This is a genomic window from Streptomyces avicenniae (assembly GCF_000719135.1).
Classification (GTDB): Bacteria; Actinomycetota; Actinomycetes; order Streptomycetales; family Streptomycetaceae; genus Streptomyces; species Streptomyces avicenniae.
Map to the genome: position 1 here is coordinate 113,427 of NZ_JOEK01000003.1, position 18,309 is coordinate 131,735.

19 protein-coding genes and 1 tRNA gene are annotated in these 18,309 nt (G+C 72.5%); 15 read left to right on the top strand and 5 right to left on the bottom strand.

From position 1 onward, the window contains the following. Nucleotides 1–149 precede the first annotated feature (149 nt). Nucleotides 150–1,466: a two-component system sensor histidine kinase PhoR gene (gene phoR, locus IF27_RS07275; protein WP_052848563.1), complete on the top strand. Its 1,317-nt coding sequence runs from the start codon at nucleotides 150–152 to the stop codon at nucleotides 1,464–1,466. After that, nucleotides 1,463–2,143 (top strand): two-component system response regulator PhoP, encoded by a 681-nt coding sequence (phoP, locus tag IF27_RS07280; protein WP_052848564.1) that lies wholly within the window; start codon nucleotides 1,463–1,465, stop codon nucleotides 2,141–2,143. Before phoR ends, phoP begins: the two co-directional genes overlap by 4 nt. Nucleotides 2,144–2,220: 77 nt before the next feature. Here the strand turns inward: phoP and IF27_RS07285 are convergent, their stop codons facing one another. After that, on the bottom strand, nucleotides 2,221–2,964 hold the full coding sequence (locus IF27_RS07285) for a copper chaperone PCu(A)C (RefSeq protein ID WP_190232846.1): 744 nt from the start codon (nucleotides 2,962–2,964) through the stop codon (nucleotides 2,221–2,223). A 428-nt stretch (nucleotides 2,965–3,392) separates the two neighbouring features. On the opposite strand from IF27_RS07285, the gene IF27_RS07290 reads away from it, so the two are divergent. From IF27_RS07290 to IF27_RS07330, 9 genes are all read left to right on the top strand, one after another. Further along, nucleotides 3,393–3,875, top strand: coding sequence for a CarD family transcriptional regulator (locus IF27_RS07290; RefSeq protein ID WP_052848566.1), 483 nt, complete (start codon nucleotides 3,393–3,395; stop codon nucleotides 3,873–3,875). A 513-nt stretch (nucleotides 3,876–4,388) separates the two neighbouring features. Further along, on the top strand, nucleotides 4,389–5,141 hold the full coding sequence (ispD, locus tag IF27_RS07295; RefSeq protein ID WP_052848567.1) for a 2-C-methyl-D-erythritol 4-phosphate cytidylyltransferase: 753 nt from the start codon (nucleotides 4,389–4,391) through the stop codon (nucleotides 5,139–5,141). Next, nucleotides 5,138–5,638 (top strand): 2-C-methyl-D-erythritol 2,4-cyclodiphosphate synthase, encoded by a 501-nt coding sequence (gene ispF / locus IF27_RS07300; protein ID WP_052848568.1) that lies wholly within the window; start codon nucleotides 5,138–5,140, stop codon nucleotides 5,636–5,638. The genes ispD and ispF overlap by 4 nt, the downstream gene beginning before the upstream one ends. A 104-nt stretch (nucleotides 5,639–5,742) precedes the next feature. After that, on the top strand, nucleotides 5,743–6,153 hold the full coding sequence (locus IF27_RS07305; protein ID WP_052848569.1) for a PPOX class F420-dependent oxidoreductase: 411 nt from the start codon (nucleotides 5,743–5,745) through the stop codon (nucleotides 6,151–6,153). Between the two features lie 54 nt (nucleotides 6,154–6,207). Next, a complete protein-coding gene (cysS, locus tag IF27_RS07310; protein ID WP_052848570.1) occupies nucleotides 6,208–7,602 on the top strand; it encodes a cysteine--tRNA ligase in 1,395 nt (464 codons plus the stop codon). Nucleotides 7,603–7,615: 13 nt separating this feature from the next. After that, nucleotides 7,616–8,587, top strand: coding sequence for a 23S rRNA (guanosine(2251)-2'-O)-methyltransferase RlmB (rlmB, locus tag IF27_RS07315; RefSeq protein WP_052848571.1), 972 nt, complete (start codon nucleotides 7,616–7,618; stop codon nucleotides 8,585–8,587). A gap of 107 nt (nucleotides 8,588–8,694) precedes the next feature. Then, nucleotides 8,695–10,254, top strand: coding sequence for a DoxX family protein (locus IF27_RS07320; RefSeq protein ID WP_110945647.1), 1,560 nt, complete (start codon nucleotides 8,695–8,697; stop codon nucleotides 10,252–10,254). Between the two features lie 95 nt (nucleotides 10,255–10,349). Further along, a complete protein-coding gene (locus IF27_RS07325) occupies nucleotides 10,350–10,964 on the top strand; it encodes an RNA polymerase sigma factor (protein WP_052848573.1) in 615 nt (204 codons plus the stop codon). Nucleotides 10,965–11,068: 104 nt separating this feature from the next. Then, nucleotides 11,069–12,097 (top strand): CU044_5270 family protein, encoded by a 1,029-nt coding sequence (locus IF27_RS07330; protein WP_190232847.1) that lies wholly within the window; start codon nucleotides 11,069–11,071, stop codon nucleotides 12,095–12,097. Nucleotides 12,098–12,194: 97 nt separating this feature from the next. On the opposite strand, the gene IF27_RS07335 is transcribed toward IF27_RS07330, so the two are convergent. From IF27_RS07335 to IF27_RS07345, 3 genes are all read right to left on the bottom strand, one after another. Further along, on the bottom strand, nucleotides 12,195–12,923 hold the full coding sequence (locus IF27_RS07335) for a nucleotidyltransferase family protein (protein ID WP_052848575.1): 729 nt from the start codon (nucleotides 12,921–12,923) through the stop codon (nucleotides 12,195–12,197). 17 nt (nucleotides 12,924–12,940) lie between these two features. Then, entirely contained in the window at nucleotides 12,941–13,348 is a 408-nt protein-coding gene (locus tag IF27_RS07340) for a hypothetical protein (RefSeq protein ID WP_052848576.1), read from the bottom strand. A gap of 196 nt (nucleotides 13,349–13,544) precedes the next feature. After that, on the bottom strand, nucleotides 13,545–14,675 hold the full coding sequence (locus IF27_RS07345; protein ID WP_052848577.1) for an ABC transporter ATP-binding protein: 1,131 nt from the start codon (nucleotides 14,673–14,675) through the stop codon (nucleotides 13,545–13,547). A 253-nt stretch (nucleotides 14,676–14,928) separates the two neighbouring features. On the opposite strand from IF27_RS07345, the gene IF27_RS07350 reads away from it, so the two are divergent. The 4 genes from IF27_RS07350 (at nucleotide 14,929) to IF27_RS07365 (ending at nucleotide 16,588) form a co-directional block, all read left to right on the top strand. Beyond that, nucleotides 14,929–15,002, top strand: a tRNA-Thr gene (locus IF27_RS07350). 304 nt (nucleotides 15,003–15,306) lie between these two features. Continuing rightward, complete coding sequence (locus tag IF27_RS07355; RefSeq protein ID WP_190232848.1) at nucleotides 15,307–15,630, top strand: hypothetical protein; 324 nt, start codon at nucleotides 15,307–15,309, stop codon at nucleotides 15,628–15,630. Nucleotides 15,631–15,636: 6 nt separating this feature from the next. Next, nucleotides 15,637–16,164: a hypothetical protein gene (locus tag IF27_RS07360; RefSeq protein ID WP_190232849.1), complete on the top strand. Its 528-nt coding sequence runs from the start codon at nucleotides 15,637–15,639 to the stop codon at nucleotides 16,162–16,164. A gap of 43 nt (nucleotides 16,165–16,207) precedes the next feature. Then, a complete protein-coding gene (locus tag IF27_RS07365; protein ID WP_052848580.1) occupies nucleotides 16,208–16,588 on the top strand; it encodes a hypothetical protein in 381 nt (126 codons plus the stop codon). Between the two features lie 31 nt (nucleotides 16,589–16,619). Here the strand turns inward: IF27_RS07365 and IF27_RS07370 are convergent, their stop codons facing one another. Next, complete coding sequence (locus IF27_RS07370; RefSeq protein ID WP_052848581.1) at nucleotides 16,620–18,185, bottom strand: MFS transporter; 1,566 nt, start codon at nucleotides 18,183–18,185, stop codon at nucleotides 16,620–16,622. Nucleotides 18,186–18,309 lie beyond the last annotated feature (124 nt).

The following is an 18,309-nucleotide window of genomic DNA, read 5'->3' on the forward strand; positions in this document are numbered from 1 at the left end:
TCCGGCCCACACACTCTGTCCGGAAAGCAGCCGCTCCCGCCCCGACAAGTGAACCAATGCTGTCACCAAAGTGAACTCTCACCGGCGCCCGGACGAGCATCTCCGCTCGGCCCTGTGGTTCACGGCCACGCCCCGCATAACCTGAGCATATGGACGTGAACGCGGCGGTCGCCGCAGTGGCGGCGATCGCCGGTCTGTGCACCGGTGTCATCGCCATGCTGGCATTCCGGCTCAGCGAGCGCGAGCGAACACGTCCGCCGCACGCCACGCAGCCCGCCGAGGCCACTCTTCCGCCCGGTGTGGACACGGTCCTGTCGGTGCTGCGCTCCTCGGCCGTCGTGCTGGACGAGGGGGACGGCGTCGTCAAGGCCAGCTCGGCGGCGTACGCCCTCGGCCTGGTCCGCGGCGGACGGCTCGCGGTCGAGCCCATGCTCAAGATGGCCAGGGACACGCGGCGGGACGGCGAGATACGGCAGGTCGAGCTGGACCTGCCCCGGCAGAGCCGGGTGGGCCGCCCCGACGTGCTGGCCGTCTCGGCGCGCTCGGCGCCGCTGGGCGCCCGGCTCGTCCTCCTGCTGGTCGAGGACCTGACGGAGGCCCGCCGCATCGAGGCCGTGCGCCGCGACTTCGTGGCGAACGTCAGCCACGAGCTGAAGACCCCGGCAGGGGCGCTGTCCCTGCTGTCCGAGGCCGTGCTGGACGCGTCGGACGACCCCGAGGCCGTCGCCCGCTTCGCGGGCCGCATGCAGAACGAGGCGACGCGCCTCACCAACCTCATCCAGGAACTGATCGACCTCTCCCGCGTCCAGGACAACGACATGCTCGCCACCGCCGAGCTGGTCCCGGTCGAGGAACTGGTCACCGAGGCCATCGACCGCTGCCGCCAGCAGGCGGGCAGCAAGGAGATCACCATCGCCTCGGGCGGCACCACGGGGCTCAGCGTCTGGGGGAACCGCGGGCAGCTCGCCGCGGCCCTCGGCAACCTCGTGGAGAACGCCGTCAACTACAGCCCGCCCCACACCCGCGTCGCCATCGCGGGCTCCCACGGCCCGAGCCGCCAGGGCGAGGTGATCGAGATCGCCGTCACCGACCAGGGGATAGGGATTCCCGAGACCGACCGCGAGCGCGTCTTCGAGCGCTTCTACCGGGTCGATCCCGCCCGCTCCCGCGCCACCGGCGGGACCGGCCTCGGCCTCGCCATCGTCAAGCACGTGGCCGCCTCGCACGGCGGGGAGGTCATCGTGTGGAGCGCCGAGGGCCAAGGCTCCACCTTCACCCTGCGCCTGCCGGACCCCGGCAACGCGCAGGAGCGCCGGCTCGCCGCCCGCCGCGAACGCGACGGGCTCGGCGGCGCACTCCACAAACCGGCCGAGTTCCCCGGGGCCGACGACACGGACGTCGCCGCCGGGGAGCCTCGGGCGCACGCCACCCGCACCAACGATCCCGCCCGGGAGGTCCTCCCGTGACCAGAGTGCTCGTCGTCGAGGACGAGGAGTCCTTCAGCGACGCCCTTTCCTACATGCTGCGCAAGGAGGGTTTCGAGGTCGCGGTCGCGGCCACCGGGCCCGACGGCCTGGACGAGTTCGAGCGCAACGGCGCCGACCTCGTGCTGCTCGACCTCATGCTGCCGGGGCTGCCCGGCACCGAGGTCTGCCGTCAGCTGCGCGGCCGGTCCAACGTCCCCGTCATCATGGTCACCGCCAAGGACAGCGAGATCGACAAGGTCGTCGGTCTCGAAATAGGAGCGGACGACTACGTGACCAAGCCGTTCTCCTCCCGCGAGCTGGTCGCGCGCATCCGCGCCGTCCTGCGCCGCAGGGGCGAGTCCGAGGAGGAGAGCCCGGCCGCCCTGGAGGCCGGTCCGGTCCGCATGGACGTGGACCGGCACGTCGTCACCGTCTCGGGGCGCAAGGTCGATCTCCCGTTGAAGGAGTTCGACCTGCTGGCGATGCTGCTGCGCAACGCCGGGCGTGTCCTCACCCGCATGCAGCTGATCGACCGCGTCTGGGGCGCCGACTACGTCGGTGACACGAAGACCCTGGACGTGCACGTCAAGCGGCTGCGCGCCAAGATCGAGCCGGACCCGGGGGCGCCGCGCTACCTCGTGACCGTCCGGGGCCTCGGCTACAAGTTCGAGCCGTAGGCCGCCCGCGCGCAGGGGTGAGGGGCGGGTCCGTCACGACGGACCCGCCCCTCACCCCTGTCCGTCCTTGCCGCGCGTCAGTCGTCGAGGCCGGGCTCGTCCGACGCGCCGCTCGTGGGCTCGTCGTCGCCCGAGACGTCGTCGCCGGTGCCCTCGCCCTGGTCCTCGGTGGCGGGCTCGCCGGTCTCGCCCGTCTCACCGGCCTCGTTGCCCGGGTCGGCCGACTCGCCCGGCTCGGTGCCCGGGTCCACGCCCGGCACGTCGCCGGTGTCCTCGGCGCCGTCCGCGCCGGGCGACGACGCGGCCGGGGAGGGGCCCCAGTCGGCGTAGTGGGCGTAGGCGTCGCTGTCCGAGACGACGGTCGCCCGCAGCTCGATGTCCCCGGTGTCGCTGAGGACGAAGACGATCCGCTGCGCGTTGCCGAGCGCGACGTCCGAGGCCCGCGGGTCGCCGATGACGACCGCCGGGTTCCCCTCGCCGCCGAGCGCGACCGACCCGTGCGCCGGGACGACGACGCGGCCCTCGCCCTCGGCGGGCGTCAGCTCGGCCGAGGTGCCGGAGCCCGGCAGTTCGACCGATTCGAGGACCTGGTCCTCGTCACCGTCGTTGAACAGCCGCGCCGCCACCGCCGCCGGACCGTTCTCCGGGTCGGGCAGGATGACGTTGACGTTCTGGATCTTGATGTCCTCCACATGGGCGGAGGCGTTGTCGGGGCGGATCTGGCCGGTCTCGGCGTCGTGTCCGGCACCGCAGGCCGTCAGCCCGGTGAGGGAGAACGCGAAGAAGGCGGCGGCCACGCCGCGTCGAAGGCTGCTGCTCACGGCGGCGGCACTCTCCTCGTAACGGTCAGAATGATCTCTCAGGGGTCAGCGTACCGACCGCCCCCGCGGGGTCCGCATCCGGCCCACCCACGGGAGGTGTCCGGTAATTGGCCGCTTTCCGACGCCGCTTCGGTGATCAATTCTTCGAGTCCTGCACACGCACACGAAGCTTTTCTGTCAACCGGGGCAAAACGGACACCTTTCCGTGATCGACGGAACTTCTTCGTGCGCTCCCGCGCATAGCGGCGCGAACCGTACGGACCGCCGAACCCCGCTCCCACCTGCGCATACCCGCCGTGACCACCGCCCCGAAGCATGCCGCGGGTGCCCTTGTCAACCCCCGAGATGTGGCCTGACCTGCGAAAACGTCATTCAAAGGGCTCTCTTCCCGTGTTAGCATGGAGAGCCACGGAAGGGGTACCTGTCACATGACGTTCAAGGTTGGCGACACCGTGGTCTATCCCCATCACGGGGCCGCGACGATCGAGGCCATCGAAATGCGCCCGATCAAAGGCGTGGAGAAGACCTACTTGGTACTGAAGGTCGCGCAAGGTGACCTGGAAGTGCGTGTTCCCGCGGAAAACGCCGAGCTGGTCGGTGTCCGCGACGTGGTCGGGCAGGAAGGTCTGGACCGGGTCTTCGAGGTGCTCCGCGCGCCGTATGCCGAGGAGCCCACCAACTGGTCCCGTCGCTACAAGGCGAATCTCGAGAAGCTCGCCTCCGGTGATGTCATCAAGGTGGCCGAGGTCGTCCGCGACCTGTGGCGCCGTGAGCGTGAGCGCGGCCTGTCGGCCGGCGAGAAGCGCATGCTCGCCAAGGCGCGGCAGATCCTGGTCAGCGAGCTGGCGCTCGCCGAGGCCACCAACGAGGACAAGGCCGAATCCCTGCTGGACGAGGTTCTCGCTTCCTGAGTTCCGCTCTTTTCCGATCCTGCATCGGGCCTGATCGTTGATCGGCTCCTGAATGATTGACCGGAATCGATCATGGATCAGCTCTGATCGCACGACGAGGTCCGCCCGGCGGACAACCTCGGGTGATCGCCGAGATCACCCCGTGATCATCACCGGAGTTCACCGTCCCTCCACTTCCGGAGCGGATTTCCGGCCGAGTGATGTGTGCGTGCAGTGTTTCCCCGCGGAACACCTCGCCCACATGACACGCTGACGCAGGTCACGCATTGCCGCAGCGCCCGACAGGCATTCCTGGTGCCACGCGGGCGCTGTGGCATGTGGAGGACGACCCGCGGCAGACGCGTCCCGGCGGGAAAAGCACCGGAAAGCCTCACCGCTGTTGTCGCCGTAGTGTGCCGGTCCCCCAGGGGGCCGACTCGACCGGGACGTCACGGAAGGGTCCGATCGGGCCGCGTCCGGCACGCTGAGGCCATACCCACCACCGGCCCGCGAACAAACCTGTAGACCTGGTCCATGTCACAGATCACACCGCACTCCGGCGCGATTCCGCGCACCGCGGCGGTCATTCCGGCCGCCGGTCAGGGACTTCGGCTCGGCGGCGGCACCCCCAAGGCCCTGCGTGAGCTGGGCGGGACGCCGATACTCGTCCACGCCGTGCGCGCCATGGCGTGCGCCCGCTCCGTCTCGCTGGTCGTCGTCGTGGCACCGGCGGACGGCGTCGGCAAGACCCGCTCCCTGCTCGAAGAGCACCCGCCCCCGCCCGGCGTCACCCAACTCGTCGTCCCCGGCGGCACGACGCGGCAGGAGTCCGTACGGCTCGGCCTCGCCGCGCTGCCCGAGGACGTCGAGGTCGTCCTCGTCCACGACGCGGCCAGGCCGCTGGTGCCCGTCGCCACGGTGGACGCCGTCGTGGACGCCGTTCGGGGCGGCGCGCCCGCCGTCGTCCCGGCGCTGCCTGTCACCGACACCGTCAAGCAGATCGCGCCGCCCGCAGCCCCAGGGGAGCCTGAACCCGTCGTCGGCACGCCCGACCGCGCCCTGCTGCGCGCCGTGCAGACCCCGCAGGGCTTCGACCACGCCACGCTCGCCGCCGCCCACGCCGCGCACGCCGCCGGTGACGACGCCACGGACTGCGCCGGGCTCGTCGAGCGGCAGGGCGTCCCCGTCGTCCTGGTGCCGGGGCACGAGGAGGCGTTCAAGATCACCCGTCCGCTCGACCTCGTGCTCGCCGAGGCCGTCCTCGCCCGCCGGAGGCCCGCCCCATGACCGACAACACCACGCCACCGCCGCTGCCCCGCACCGGCATCGGCACCGACGTGCACGCCTTCGAGCCGGGCCGGGCGCTGTGGTGCGCCGGGCTGCACTGGCCCGACGCCGCGTACGGCCTGGCCGGGCACTCGGACGGCGACGTCGCCGCGCACGCCGCCTGCGACGCCCTCTTCTCCGCCGCCGGGCTCGGCGACCTCGGCGCGCACTTCGGCACCGACCGGCCCGAGTGGTCGGGCGCGGCCGGGACGACACTGCTCGCCGAGGCCGCCCGCATCGTCACGGCCGCCGGTTTCACCATCGGCAACGTCGCGATCCAGGTCATCGGCGTCCGCCCCAAGATCGGCACCCGCCGTGCCGAGGCGCAGGCCGCCCTGTCGGCGGCGGCGGGCGCGCCCGTCTCCGTCTCCGGCACGACCACGGACGGGCTCGGGCTCACCGGGCGCGGCGAGGGGCTCGCCGCCGTCGCGACCGCGCTGGTGCTGCCGCCGCGCTGAACCGGGCGCCGCGCCCGGGAAGAACCAGGGCGTCCACGGCGCTTGCACCCGTGGCGCGCCCCACGCGTCCGCCCCGCAGAAGAAGCGAACAGGAAGGTCCCCTCGTGTCCGTCGCACTCCCTGAACCGCTCAAGTCCGTGCTCGACGACCGGACGGTCGTCACCCTCGCGACCATCCAGCCCGACGGGTCGCCCCAGGTCACCCCGGTGTGGGTGCTGCGGGACGGTGACGACCTGCTGATCTCCACCACCGTGGACCGCCGCAAGGAGAAGAACCTGCGCCGCGACCCGCGCGCGACCGTCTCCGTCCTCCCCGACGGCGACCCCTACTCCTACGCCGAGATCCGCGGCACCGTCACGCTCACCACCGACGGCGCCGGGGAGTTGATCGACGCGCTGTCCCGCAAGTACACCGGCCAGTCCTACGCGGACTTCAACCCGGCTTCCGCGCTGGACGATCCCCGCGTCGTCGTGCGCGTCACCCCGGTACGTGTCAACGGTCAGGGCATCGTCTGAGAACCGGCGCCGCGGGCGTCCCACCGGCGCCCCGGTGCCCACTACTCTTGAGACGTGACCATTCGCCTGTATGACACCAACGCCCGGCAGATCCGTGACTTCACCCCGGTCGTACCGGGCTGTGTCTCGATCTACCTGTGCGGTGCCACGGTGCAGGCGGCCCCGCACATCGGTCATGTGCGGTCGGGGGTCAGCTTCGACATCATGCGCCGCTGGTTCACGCACCAGGGGTACGACGTCACGTTCGTGCGCAACGTCACGGACATCGACGACAAGATCATCGCCAAGAGCGCGGAACAGCGCCGCCCCTGGTGGGCCGTGGGGTACGAGAACGAGCGCGCCTTCGACACCGCGTACGCCCTGCTCGGCTGCCTGCCGCCCACCTACCAGCCGCGCGCCACAGGGCATGTCCCGGAGATGGTCGAGATGATGCGCGTGCTCATCGAGCGCGGCCACGCGTACGCGGCGGACGGCAACGTCTACTTCGACGTCCGCGCCTTCGACGGCTACCTCCAGCTGTCGAACCAGGACCTCGACCGGCTGCTCCAGCCCTCGGGCGAGGGCGAGACCGGCAAGCGGGACCCGCGCGACTTCGCGATGTGGAAGGCCGCCAAGCCGGGCGAGCCGCGCTGGGACACGCCCTGGGGCGCGGGCCGCCCCGGCTGGCACCTGGAGTGCTCGGCGATGGCCCACAAGTACCTCGGCCCCGTCTTCGACATCCACGGCGGCGGCATCGACCTCGTCTTCCCGCACCACGAGAACGAGATCGCCCAGTCCCGCGCGTTCGGCGACGACTTCGCCCGCTACTGGGTCCACAACGCCTGGGTGACCATGGCGGGCGAGAAGATGAGCAAGTCGCTCGGCAACTCCGTGCTCGTGAGCGAGATGGCGCAGCGCTGGCGCCCCGTCGTGCTGCGCTACTACCTGGGCACGCCCCACTACCGCTCGACCGTCGAGTACAGCGAGGCCGCGCTCTCCGACGCCGAGGCCGCGTTCGCCCGCATCGAGGGCTTTCTGACGCGGGCCGTCGAGCAGCTCGGCGAGATCACACCGGCGAGCGAGGTGCCCTCCGACTTCGCCGCCGCCATGAACGAGGACCTGGGCGTCCCGCAGGCGCTCGCCGCCGTCCACACCACGGTCAGGCAGGGCAACGCCGCGCTGGCCGAGGGCGACAAGGAGTCGGCCGCCGCGCTCGGCGGCCAGGTCCGCGCCATGCTCGGCGTGCTGGGCCTCGACCCCCTCGACCCGGTCTGGGCGGGTCCTGCGGCCGGACGCGGCGAGGAGCTGACCGGCGCGGTGGACACGCTGGTGCGGCTCGTGCTCGCCCAGCGGCAGGCCGCCCGTGAGCGGCGGGACTACGCCACCGCAGACGCCATCCGTGATGAACTCCAGTCCGCCGGCCTGGTCATCGAGGACACGCCCAGCGGCCCCCGCTGGGAACTCAGTTAGGACACACACAGACATGCCAGGCAACAGCGCCCGCCCCAATCGCCGTACCAGCAACAAGAAAGGCCCGCAGATCGGCAGCGGAGGCCAGCGCCGCAAGGGACTTCAGGGCAAGGGCCCGACCCCGCCCGCCGAGATGCGTACCGGGCACGCCAAGAAGCGCGCCGCGGATGCCAAGGAGGCCAAGGCCCGCAGGCAGTCCGGCCGTTCAGGCGGCGGCCCCGCCGCCAGGCGCGGCGGCAGGACACCGGCCGAACTGGTCGTCGGCCGCAACCCGGTCGTGGAGGCGCTGCGCGGCGGCGTGCCCGCGAGGACGCTGTACGTCCAGCAGTTCCTGGACACGGACGACCGCGTCACCGAGGCCGTGAAGCTGGCCATGGACCGCGGCGACGTGCACCTCATGGAGGCGCCGCGCGCCGAGCTCGACCGTATGACCAACGGGCTGTCGCACCAAGGCCTCGTGCTCCAGATCCCGGCCTACGAGTACGCACACCCCGACGACCTGCTCGACGCCGCGGCCGACACGGGGCAGGCGGCGCTGATCGTCGCCCTGGACGGCGTCACCGACCCGCGCAACCTCGGCGCCGTCGTGCGCTCCGCCACCGCGTTCGGCGGCCACGGCGTGCTCGTGCCGGAGCGGCGGGCGGCGGGGATGACGGCCGGGGCGTGGAAGACGTCCGCGGGCACCGCAGCCCGTACGCCGGTCGCGCGCGCCACCAACCTGACGCGTGCGCTCCAGGGTTACCAGAAGGCCGGGCTCATCGTCGTCGGCCTCGCGGGCGACGGCGAGACCGAACTGGCGGACGTGGCCGCGCTCGACGGGCCGGTCGTCCTGGTCGTCGGCAGCGAGGGCAAGGGCCTGTCCCGCCTCGTCGGCGAGACCTGCGACGTGCGCGTCCGCATCCCGATGCCGGGCGGCGCCGAGTCCCTCAACGCCGGTGTGGCGGCGGGGATCGCGCTGTACGAGGTGGCGCGCCGCCGCGCGTGAGACGCCCCGGGCGGGGACGGCGACTCGCCGCTTCCCGCCCGGTTTGACGGGTCGCGGACATACTTTGTGCGGGCGAGGCAGTGTCTTAAGGCGTGTCACTCAGTTAGATGAGTGTGGACACCAGAACACCCCGCGGTCTCGCGATGGACGAGCCGGTGCTGAGCATGGTCAAGGTGCCGTGCGACCCCGCCCAGGTCGTCGTGAACCACGTCAGTTTCCGGGTGCAGCTCCCCGGTCCGTCCCCGGTCAGCGGAGCGGTCGGCGACCCCACCCGGCTGACCCGGGTACCCGTCGCGGGCGGCAGGCGCCGCCCCGTCGTGTGGACGGGCCGCAGCTCGCCTGGCGACCCCGCGGCGAGCACGCTGGTCCAGGCGGTGCGCGACGCCGGGATCCCCGGCGCGACCCAGGTGCTTCCGCGCGTCACGCCCCGCAAGACCCTCATCTCCCCGCGCTCCCCCCTGCCGCCGGAGAGCACCAGGCTGCTCTCCGCCGCCGTCCCGCCCGCGCAGCGCGGCCGTCCCGGCGCCGCCGGGCGCCCCGCCGCGCCGACCCCGCCGCACGGCGGCGAGCAGACCGTCGAGGTACGCCGCACGCCGCCGGGCCCGCGCTCCGGCGACCGCCGCCAGGCGTACGCGCCCGGCCGCCGTACGAGCCGGATGAGCCTCGGCGTCGTCCTGCTGCCGCTGCGCATCCTGCTCGGCTTCATCGCGATCTACGCCGGGATGGGCAAGCTCACCGACCCCGTCTACTTCGACGGCGGCGTGCGCGGCTCGCTCTACGCCTGGCTGGACACCCTCGAACCGTGGACCGTCGCCGCGCCCCTGCACGAGTGGGCGCTCGCGCACCCGATCGGCGCGGGCCTGACCGTCGCGTTCACCCAGATCATCGTCGGCGTCCTGACCGTCTTCGGCTTGTGGCAGCGGTTCGCCGCCTCGCTCGGCGCGCTGCTGTCGCTCGCGCTGCTGGTCACCGTCAGCTGGCGGAACGGTCCGGCGTACGACACCCCGGACATCATCCTGTGCGCCGCCTGGAGCCCGCTGATCATCGCGGGCGCGCCGGTGTACGCGCTCGACGCGCGCCTGGCCACCGAGGCGTGGCGCACGCTCGGCCCGCGCGCGCCGCTGTCCGAGCTGCGGCGCCGCGTCCTGCGGCGCGGCGCGCTGATGGCGACGCTGCTGATCGGCGTCGCCCTCCTGATCGGCTCCATGCTGGGCAGCGCGGTGCGTTCCGCCGCGTTCCCCGAGGCGCCGGAGCCCGGCCAGCCGCCGCGCAACCACCTGCCGGGACAGTCGCTGTTCGAGGAGGAGGAGACGGGCGGGTCCGACGCGTCCAGCAGCCCCTCGGCCGACGAGGACGCCTCCCAGGAGCCCGGCGCCGACGACACGGCGACGCCAGAGGGCACCGAGTCCGGCGCGACGACGGGCCCCTCCGCCGGGACCGGCGAGACGGGCGGCGCCTCGCAGACGCCCGTCCAGGAGGCCCCGCCCGCCCAGCAGACGGTGCCCGCGCCCCAGCGGTCCGCGCCGCCGACGGAGAGCTACGTCCCCGAGGAACCCGCGCCCGCCCCGGAGACGGGCGACGCGGGCGACTCCGCCGAGCAGGAAGCTCCGGCGGAGGACGGGGGTGAGCGGAGCAGCCTCGGCCCTATCGGCGGGCTGCTCGGTTAGGTGAGGTACTCGGCACCTCATGACGTGACCCGGGTCACGCCGCGCGCGGAGTAACCTGCCTCCGCGCGCGGACAACCCGGGGAGTGGACCATACGATGCACGCCCGGGTACGGGACGGCGACCCCGAGGCGTTCCGTGAGCTGTTCGACGCCCACGCCCGCCTGATCCACGGCTACGCGGCCCGCTGGACAGGGGACCGTGCCCTCGCCGAGGACGTCGTCTCCCTGACCTTCCTCGAAGCCTGGCGGCTGCGCGGTCGTGTGCGGGACGAGGGCACGGACCTGCGGCCGTGGCTGATGGGGATCGCCGTCAACGTGTTACGCAACACGACACGCGCCCGGCGCCGTTACGAGGCCGCGCTCTCCCGCATGCCGCCGCGGAACGCGGAACCCGACTTCTCCGACGAGGTGGTCGGCCGGATGGCCGACGCCGAACGCGCGGCGGCGGCGCGGCGCGCGCTGGAGCGGATGCGTCCTGGCGACCGCGAGGTGTTCATGCTCTGCGTCTGGTCGGAACTGTCGCACGTCGAGGCCGCGTCGGCCCTCGGCATCCGTGAAGGGACCGTGCGCACGCGCCTGTTCCGCGCACGGGCGCGGCTGCGCCGTCTCGCCGACGAGGAGATCGCCAGGGAACGTGCCGCGCGTGCCGGACAACTCCACAGCGACCGCCCGCACCGGGCGGTCCGGTCCAGTGAGGGGACGAGCCGATGAAGCGCCAGGACGCTCCGGATCATGACGAGTTGTCGCGGCTGCTCCCGGCGCCGGGCGTCCCGGTCCTTCCCGGTGACCGCCGACGTGTGGTGGAGGAGTTCGTGATGGGTGAGATCACACGTGAGCAGGAGCGCGCGGACGGCCCCGCCGCCCTGGCGGCCCGCCCGTGGCGCCGCCGTGCGCCGTGGGTGGCGATACCGGTGGCGGCGGCCCTGGTGGCGGGCGTCGTGACGTACGCGGTCACCGACGGGGACGACCCGGCGGCGCACACGGGGGTCGTCGCGTCGGGGACTCCGGCGCAGTTCCTCAGTCATGTGCTGGACAGCGCCGAGGAGGTGCCCGTTCCGCGCGCCGACCAGTACATCTACGTGCGCCAGTTGAACACGTTCCGGGGCCCGACGATCGAGGAGATGACCGACCGGACCGACCAGTCCGGCCAGCTCGGCCAGTCGGGTCCCGCGGGCGTGGACACGCAGGACACGCCCCACGGCATCACGGTGGAGGTGGAGCAGGCTCCGATGCTCCTCGCCGTCGAGCCGTACGAGAGCGAGCGGTGGATCTCCCCCGACGGCACGCGCGGCTGGACGATCGACCCCTTCGACGAGATGAACACCGACGGTGAGGGCCGCTCGACCGACCAGGGGCCCTGGGAGCCGTATCTCGAAGCCACCACCTACGACTTCCTCGCCGGGCTTCCGACCGACGCCGAGGGCCTGTGGGACCGTGTGTACGGCGAGTTCGGCGAGCGGGACGGGCTGACCGGCGACGTCCTGGACCAGCGCGCCTTCCGCGGCTTCGGCGACCTCGCCTTCGGGGAACTGCTGCCGCCCGGTCTGGCGGCCGGGCTCTACGAGGCGATCGGCCAGGTGCCGGGCGTGCAGCTGCTTGAGGGGATCGAGGACGCCGCGGGGCGGGCGGCCGTCGGGGTGGCGCGCGTCGATCAGGAGACCGGCACGCGGCCCACGTACCTCTTCGACCCCGAGACGTACGACTACCTCGGCTTCCAGGAGGTCCAGGTCGAGACGCGGGACGGCGTCGAGGCGGGGACGCTGCTCCAGAACTTCACCGTGCTGGAGCGGGCCGTCGTGGACGAGGTCAGGCAGCGGCCCGGCGAGGGCGGCGGGGCCGCCTGAGCGTCCCGGACGCGGCCCGGGTCCTCGCAGGCCGGGACGCGTCCGGGCGGAGGGGGAGGGGGAGAACGGCCCGGGGGCCGGTGGCGCGGCGCGGGTCTCAGCCGCGCGCCAGCTCCCGGGCCGCTTCCGTGAGGTCCTTGGCGGTGTCGATGGCCCGCCAGTACGCGCCCTGCGGGATGGGGAAGCCGGCCAGGCGGTGTTCGCGGGCGAGGCGGGGGAACGTGGTGCGCTCGTGGTCGCCGCGGTCGGGCAGCAGCTTGGTGAACTCGGCGGCGAAGACGTACACGCCCGCGTTGATCGGGTAGGGCGACGGCGGGGCCTCGATGAAGTCCCGCACGTGGCCGAAGTCGTCGGTGTCCACGGCGCCCCACGGCATGCGCGGGCGGGCGAGCGCGAGGGTGGCGAGGGCGTCGCGTTCGTCGTGGAAGCCGGCCATCTCGCGCAGCGAGAAGCGCGTCCAGATGTCGCCGTTGGTCGCGTACCACGGCTCGTCCTGCCGTGGCAGCGCGGCGGCGGCGTACTTGAGGCCGCCGCCCCGCCCGAGCGGTTCAGGCTCTATGACCGTGCCGACGCGCAGCGGGAGGTCCGCGGTGGCCAGCCACTCCTGGAGGACCTCGGCGAGGTGCCCGCAGGAGATCACCGCGTCCGTGACCCCCTCCTGGGCGAGCCAGGTCAGTTGGTGCCCGATGATCGGGACGCCGGTGCCGGGGATCTCCACCATCGGCTTGGGCCGGTCGTCCGTGTACGGGCGCAGACGCGACCCCTGACCGCCGGCCAGGATCACGGCCTGTGTGGGCTGCGGGGCGTCGAGCGGGCTCTGGGGCATACCCGCAGCCTACGGGGTCAGTTCGTGGCGGCCACACCTGCCGCGTAGGAGGTGTCGCAGACCGGACGGGCGTGCTCCTGGGCGCGGCGGGTGCTGCCGTACTTCTCGACGGCGGCCTCGCCGAGCGCCTGGGCGATCTCGCCGCAGTGCGGGGCCAGCTCCGGGTCACGGTCCACCGCCTGCTGGAGCGCGGTGAGGGCGGCGGTGGGGTCGTCCTGGCGGAGCGTGACGAGCAGCCGCTCCTGGAGGGCCGCCTCGGGGGTCAGCTCCCGCGCCTGCTCCTCGCTTGAGGCGGTCAGCATCTGGTCGCCTGCCGGGCCGCCGACCCACGGGACGCGCGAGACCGCCAGCGTCCCGGAGAGGACGAGGACAACGGGCAGGGCGATGGCGAGAGTTCGGCCGATGTGGCGGAGTGCCTGGTTCACTGGGTGGTACTCCTCGCGAAGCGGTGTCGGTAACGATGACTGGCCCGACGATGGTAGCGAGGCGAAGTGTTTCGGTGACATTCCGTCACTCTGACGAGTGACCAAGTCCGGGGGAATGAGCCCGTCGTGTTGACGCACGAAGGGCCGCCCTTCCGTCAGATGTACGGAGAGGGCGGCCCGTGGGCTCGTGGCCGGGTCAGCTCAGGCGCTCGCCCGTGCTGGTGGAGAACACGTGGGTCTCGCCGGGCCGGGGCACGACGTTCACGGTCGCGCCGCGCTCGGGGACGTCACGGCTGTCCACGCGGATGACCAGGTCCTTGTCCTCGCCGCCGATCCTGGCGGTGCCGAAGATGTACCCGTCGGCGCCGGTCTCCTCCACCACGTTGACGGTGACGGCCAGGCCGTGCTCCTGCTTCTCGTCCGCCTTCTCCAGCGACGCGCTCTCGCCGTTGCCGGTGACGACCGCGAAGTGCTCGGGGCGGCAGCCGACGACGACGTGCGTGTCGCCCTTGGCCTGGGCCTCGGAGAGCGCGCTGCGCTCGACGGGCACCACGCTGTTGCCGAACTTCACGCCGCCGTCGGTGATCGGCACCTCGATGAGGTTCATCGCCGGGGAGCCGATGAAGCCCGCGACGAAGAGGTTGGCCGGGCGGTCGTACATGCGGCGCGGGGAGTCGATCTGCTGGAGGATGCCGTCCTTGAGGACCGCGACGCGGTCGCCCATGGTCATGGCCTCGACCTGGTCGTGCGTGACGTAGACCGTCGTGACGCCCAGGCGGCGCTGGAGCCCGGCGATCTGCGTACGGGTCTGGACGCGGAGCTTGGCGTCGAGGTTCGACAGCGGCTCGTCCATGAGGAACACCTGCGGCTCACGCACGATGGCGCGGCCCATCGCGACACGCTGCCGCTGACCACCGGAGAGCGCCTTCGGCTTGCGGTCGAGGTACTCGGTGAGGTCGAGGATCTTGGCGGCCTCTTCGACCTTGGTGCGGATGTCCGTCTTGTTGACGCCCGCGATCTTGAGCGCGAAGCCCATGTTCTGCGCGACGGTCATGTGCGGGTAGAGCGCGTAGTTCTGGAACACCATGGCGATGTCCCGGTCCTTCGGCGGCAGGTGCGTGACGTCGCGGTCGCCGATGTGGATGGAGCCGCCGTTCACGTCCTCCAGGCCCGCGAGCATGCGCAGGGAGGTGGACTTGCCACAGCCGGAGGGGCCGACCAGCACCAGGAACTCGCCGTCGGCGATCTGGATGTCGAGCTGGTCCACGGCGGGCTTGTCACCGCCGGGGTAGACGCGGGTGGCCTTGTCGTAACTGACCGTCGCCATTGTGCAGTCTCCTTCTACCGGCAGGAACGTGCCGGACGATCCGAGTAGGAAGGTGTTACGCCCATATGTATGGGCGGCATCCGCAACCTAACGCGAAACAACGGGGTCTGTCAGTACCTGACGGTAAAAGAAAAGCGTGTTAACGGAAGAATGCCGCGTACCGGTCACGCAGGGTGATACAGGGGCCTCGGGCTGCGGATATTCCCCGGCGGTCGGTGGTCGTGCCGTGTACCCTGGAGCGGCTTCACGCCCCGCCGCCTTAGCTCAGCCGGCCAGAGCAGCTGTCTTGTAAACAGCAGGTCGTCGGTTCGAATCCGACAGGCGGCTCACCAGGAACCCCGCTCACCCCCGGGTGGGCGGGGTTTCCGTGCGTCACGGTCCGGCACGGTCGGCCGCCCTCCCGCAGCCGCCGTACGGCGTGGGCCGGGGTGCGACGATGGAGGGGACGGTGGCGTGTGGTCCGTGCGGCGTGGTCGTGCGGGCTCCTCGGTGCCTCAGGGGGAAGTGGGGGTGGGAGCGGATGCTGGGCTTGCTTCTGGAGGGGCTGATCGGGGCCCTGCTCGGGTGGGGCGGCGACGGCGGCGGATCGGGGAGGCGGTCGTGTGAACGCCGTTTCGCGGCAGGGGAGGAAGTGCATTTCGGAGGCCGCGTCCTCGGCATGACGCAGGACGCGGCGTCGGCGGCCCGGTGCCTGTTCCTCGTGGACGGCGAGCTGTGGGCGGCGCGCGGGCGGGCGGCGCGTCACCCGCGGTGGGCCGTTCCCCTCGGGGGGCTCGAACTGGTCGGGGTGCGGCGGCTGCGCGGGTCGGGGCCCGAGAAGCGGATTCCGCGGACCTGCCTGGCCGTGCAGTGCCGTGACGGCGATCGGGAGGTGGTGATCGTCTGCGCGCCGTCATGCGTCGGCTACGTCACGCATCTGCTCGCCCGCCCGGCGGTCGGCAGGGCAATAGGCTGAGCCGTCATGGAACTTTGGGGAGCAAGCCTGTACGGCGATCCGTGCCGTGACTGCGGGTTCGACTGGTCGCTGACGCCACGTGAGGCCGTCGTGCTGGTGGGGGCGCTGCCCGCCAGGTACGCCGGTCTCGTCGAGGGACTGCGGGGCGACGAGCGGCTCCCCGGGCTCGCGTGGAACGTCACGGCCTACGTCAGCCACGTCACGGACAACCTGCGGAACTGGGCCGAACGGCTCGCCGGTGCGCGGCTGTCCGACGCGCACCGCGTCCCCGGATACGACCAGGACCTCCTGGCGAACGCCCGCCACTACGCCGAGATCCCCCTCGCGGGCGCGCTGTGGTCGCTGCGGTGGGCCGCCGCTGCCTGGGCCGAGTCGGTGTCGGCCGCGCTCGACGCGGGCGTGGTGCTCGACCACGCCACCCGGGGCAGCCAGTCCACCGAGGACGTCGCCCGCAACAACGCGCACGACGCCGTCCACCACGCCTGGGACATCGCACGGATCGTCGCGCACAGGCGAGGGTCGTCCACGCGCTGAGCCCCGGTGCCGCGCACGGCGCGCGGTCGTACACACTGTCCCGGTGGACGGGCGCGAGTGGTACTACGACAACGACGACGAACTGCCCCCGGGCACAGGGGACGAGGCGCCGTCCGGGCCGGTCGCGGAGCAGTGGATGTCCGTTGACCGCGTCTACTGCCTCGACTGGCGGCGGTTCCTGGACGTCCACTGGGACGGCCTGGACCGCATCTACCGGACGCTGCCCGGCTGGCGGTCCGACGCGCCGGACGTCGCGCGGTGGTTCACCGGCGAGGGCAGCGGCGGCCCGTACCTGTGGGCGTCGGTGGAGCCCCCGGGGCTCCAGGTCGCTGGCGGGCTGGCGACGGTGACGTGGTGGGACTGGGACCTGCGGTTCCGGCGCGCGGTGGACGCGGCCGGGCTGCCGCGCTCCGCGCCGGAGTGAGCCGGGCGCGGGCGCGGACCCGCCGCGGGCGTCAGTCCTCGGCCTTCCCCGCCCGCCCGCGCCGCGGCAGGACGAGGAGGACGACGACGGTGCCCGCGGCCATGATGACGCCGTTGACCAGGCTCGTCTGCGCGACGGCGTGGGCGAACGCGTCGTGTGCCGCCGCGACGAGCTGCCCCGCCGCCTCGGCGCCCGCGCCCGGTTCCGCGGCGATGCGTTCGGCGACGCCGAGCGCGCCGCCGACGGAGTCCCGCGCCGTGTCCAGGGCCTCGGGCGGGAGCCGGTCGCCGACCGTGCCGGTGAGTTCGTCGCGGTAGCTCGTGGCCAGCAGCGAGCCGAGGACGGCGATGCCGAGGGAGCCGCCGAGTTCGAGCGCGGTGTCGTTCAGGCCGCCGCCGACGCCGAGTTCGTTCTCGGGGAACAGGCCCATGATCGTGTCGGTGCACGGCGAGACGCTGAGGCCGATGGCGAAGCCGAGCAGCAGGAACGGCGTCAGGAAGTCGGCGTAGCCCGAGCCGGTGTCGATGCGGGTGAGCAGCAGGACACCGACCGTTCCGATGGCCATGCCGACGCCGACCATGACCTTCACGCCGAGGCGCGGCGTCAGCAGGCCGGTGAGGGCCGCCCCGGCGAAGACGGCCCCGGCGAGCGGCAGCAGCCGGACTCCGGTGTCCAGGGGCCCGTACCCGAGGACGAACTGGAGGTGCTGGGTCGCGTAGTAGATCGCGCCGAAGGTGCCGAGGAAGAACAGCAGGACGGCCAGCATCGAGCCGCTGAAGCGCCGGTCGCGGAACAGCCGCATGGACACCAGCGGGCGCGGGTGCCGCAGCTCCCACAGGACGAACGCGACGAGTGCGGCGCCCGCGACGACGGCGGCGCTGACGGGCCCCGCGCCCCAGCCGAAGTGTGGGCCCTCGATGATCGCGTAGACGAGCGCGCCGACGGCGACGACGGACAGCAGGCCGCCGACGAGGTCGAGGCGGCCGGGGGTGGCGGCCCGTGACGGCGGGACGACTGTCAACGCGGCGACGAACGCGACGGCCGCGACCGGCACGTTGATCAGGAACGTCGAGCCCCAGCCGTGGTCCTCCAGCAGCCAGCCCGCGACCAGCGGGCCGACCGCGATGGCGAGGCCGGACGTGGCGGTCCACGCGGTGATGGCGCGGGCCCGTTCTGCGCGCGGGAAGGTCGCGACGAGCAGCGAGAGCGTCGCGGGCATGATCGTGGCGGCGCCGACGCCCATGATCACGCGGGCGGCGATGACGACGCCGGTGCTGTCGGCCAGGCTGCCGAGCACGGCGCCCGCCGCGAAGACGACGAGTCCGGCGAGCAGGCCGCCCCGGCGGCTGTACCGGTCGCCCACGGCGCCGAGGACGAGCATCAGCGCGGCGTACGGGACGGTGTAGCCGTCGATGACCCACTGGAGCTGGCTGCTGTCGAGGCCGAGGTCACGTGTCATGTCCGGGGCGGCGACGATCAGCGACGTGTTCGCCATCACCACGATCAGCAGGCTGAGGCAGAGGACGAGCAGCGCCCATCGGCGCCGTGGGTAGGGGCCGGTCATCCGGTCCACGGGGGTGGAGACGACGAGGGGCATGGTCCGGGTCCTTGAGGGGTCGGGGGCGTGGTTGCACATCGATGTGCAGGTTAGATACTCGCACACCCGTGTGCAAGTATGGGGCGAGGGCCCTGCTCGCTTTCCGTCCGCCGCCGTCCCGTGA

Coding starts and splice junctions, on each gene's coding strand:
- phoR (WP_052848563.1), top strand. CDS start 150: ATGGACGTGAACGCGGCGGTCGCCGCAGTGGCGGCGATCGCCGGTCTG.
- IF27_RS07290 (WP_052848566.1), top strand. CDS start 3,393: ATGACGTTCAAGGTTGGCGACACCGTGGTCTATCCCCATCACGGGGCC.
- ispD (WP_052848567.1), top strand. CDS start 4,389: ATGTCACAGATCACACCGCACTCCGGCGCGATTCCGCGCACCGCGGCG.
- ispF (WP_052848568.1), top strand. CDS start 5,138: ATGACCGACAACACCACGCCACCGCCGCTGCCCCGCACCGGCATCGGC.
- rlmB (WP_052848571.1), top strand. CDS start 7,616: ATGCCAGGCAACAGCGCCCGCCCCAATCGCCGTACCAGCAACAAGAAA.
- IF27_RS07320 (WP_110945647.1), top strand. CDS start 8,695: ATGAGTGTGGACACCAGAACACCCCGCGGTCTCGCGATGGACGAGCCG.
- IF27_RS07325 (WP_052848573.1), top strand. CDS start 10,350: ATGCACGCCCGGGTACGGGACGGCGACCCCGAGGCGTTCCGTGAGCTG.
- IF27_RS07330 (WP_190232847.1), top strand. CDS start 11,069: ATGGGTGAGATCACACGTGAGCAGGAGCGCGCGGACGGCCCCGCCGCC.
- IF27_RS07335 (WP_052848575.1), bottom strand. CDS start 12,923: ATGCCCCAGAGCCCGCTCGACGCCCCGCAGCCCACACAGGCCGTGATC.
- IF27_RS07345 (WP_052848577.1), bottom strand. CDS start 14,675: ATGGCGACGGTCAGTTACGACAAGGCCACCCGCGTCTACCCCGGCGGT.
- IF27_RS07360 (WP_190232849.1), top strand. CDS start 15,637: ATGGAACTTTGGGGAGCAAGCCTGTACGGCGATCCGTGCCGTGACTGC.
- IF27_RS07370 (WP_052848581.1), bottom strand. CDS start 18,185: ATGCCCCTCGTCGTCTCCACCCCCGTGGACCGGATGACCGGCCCCTAC.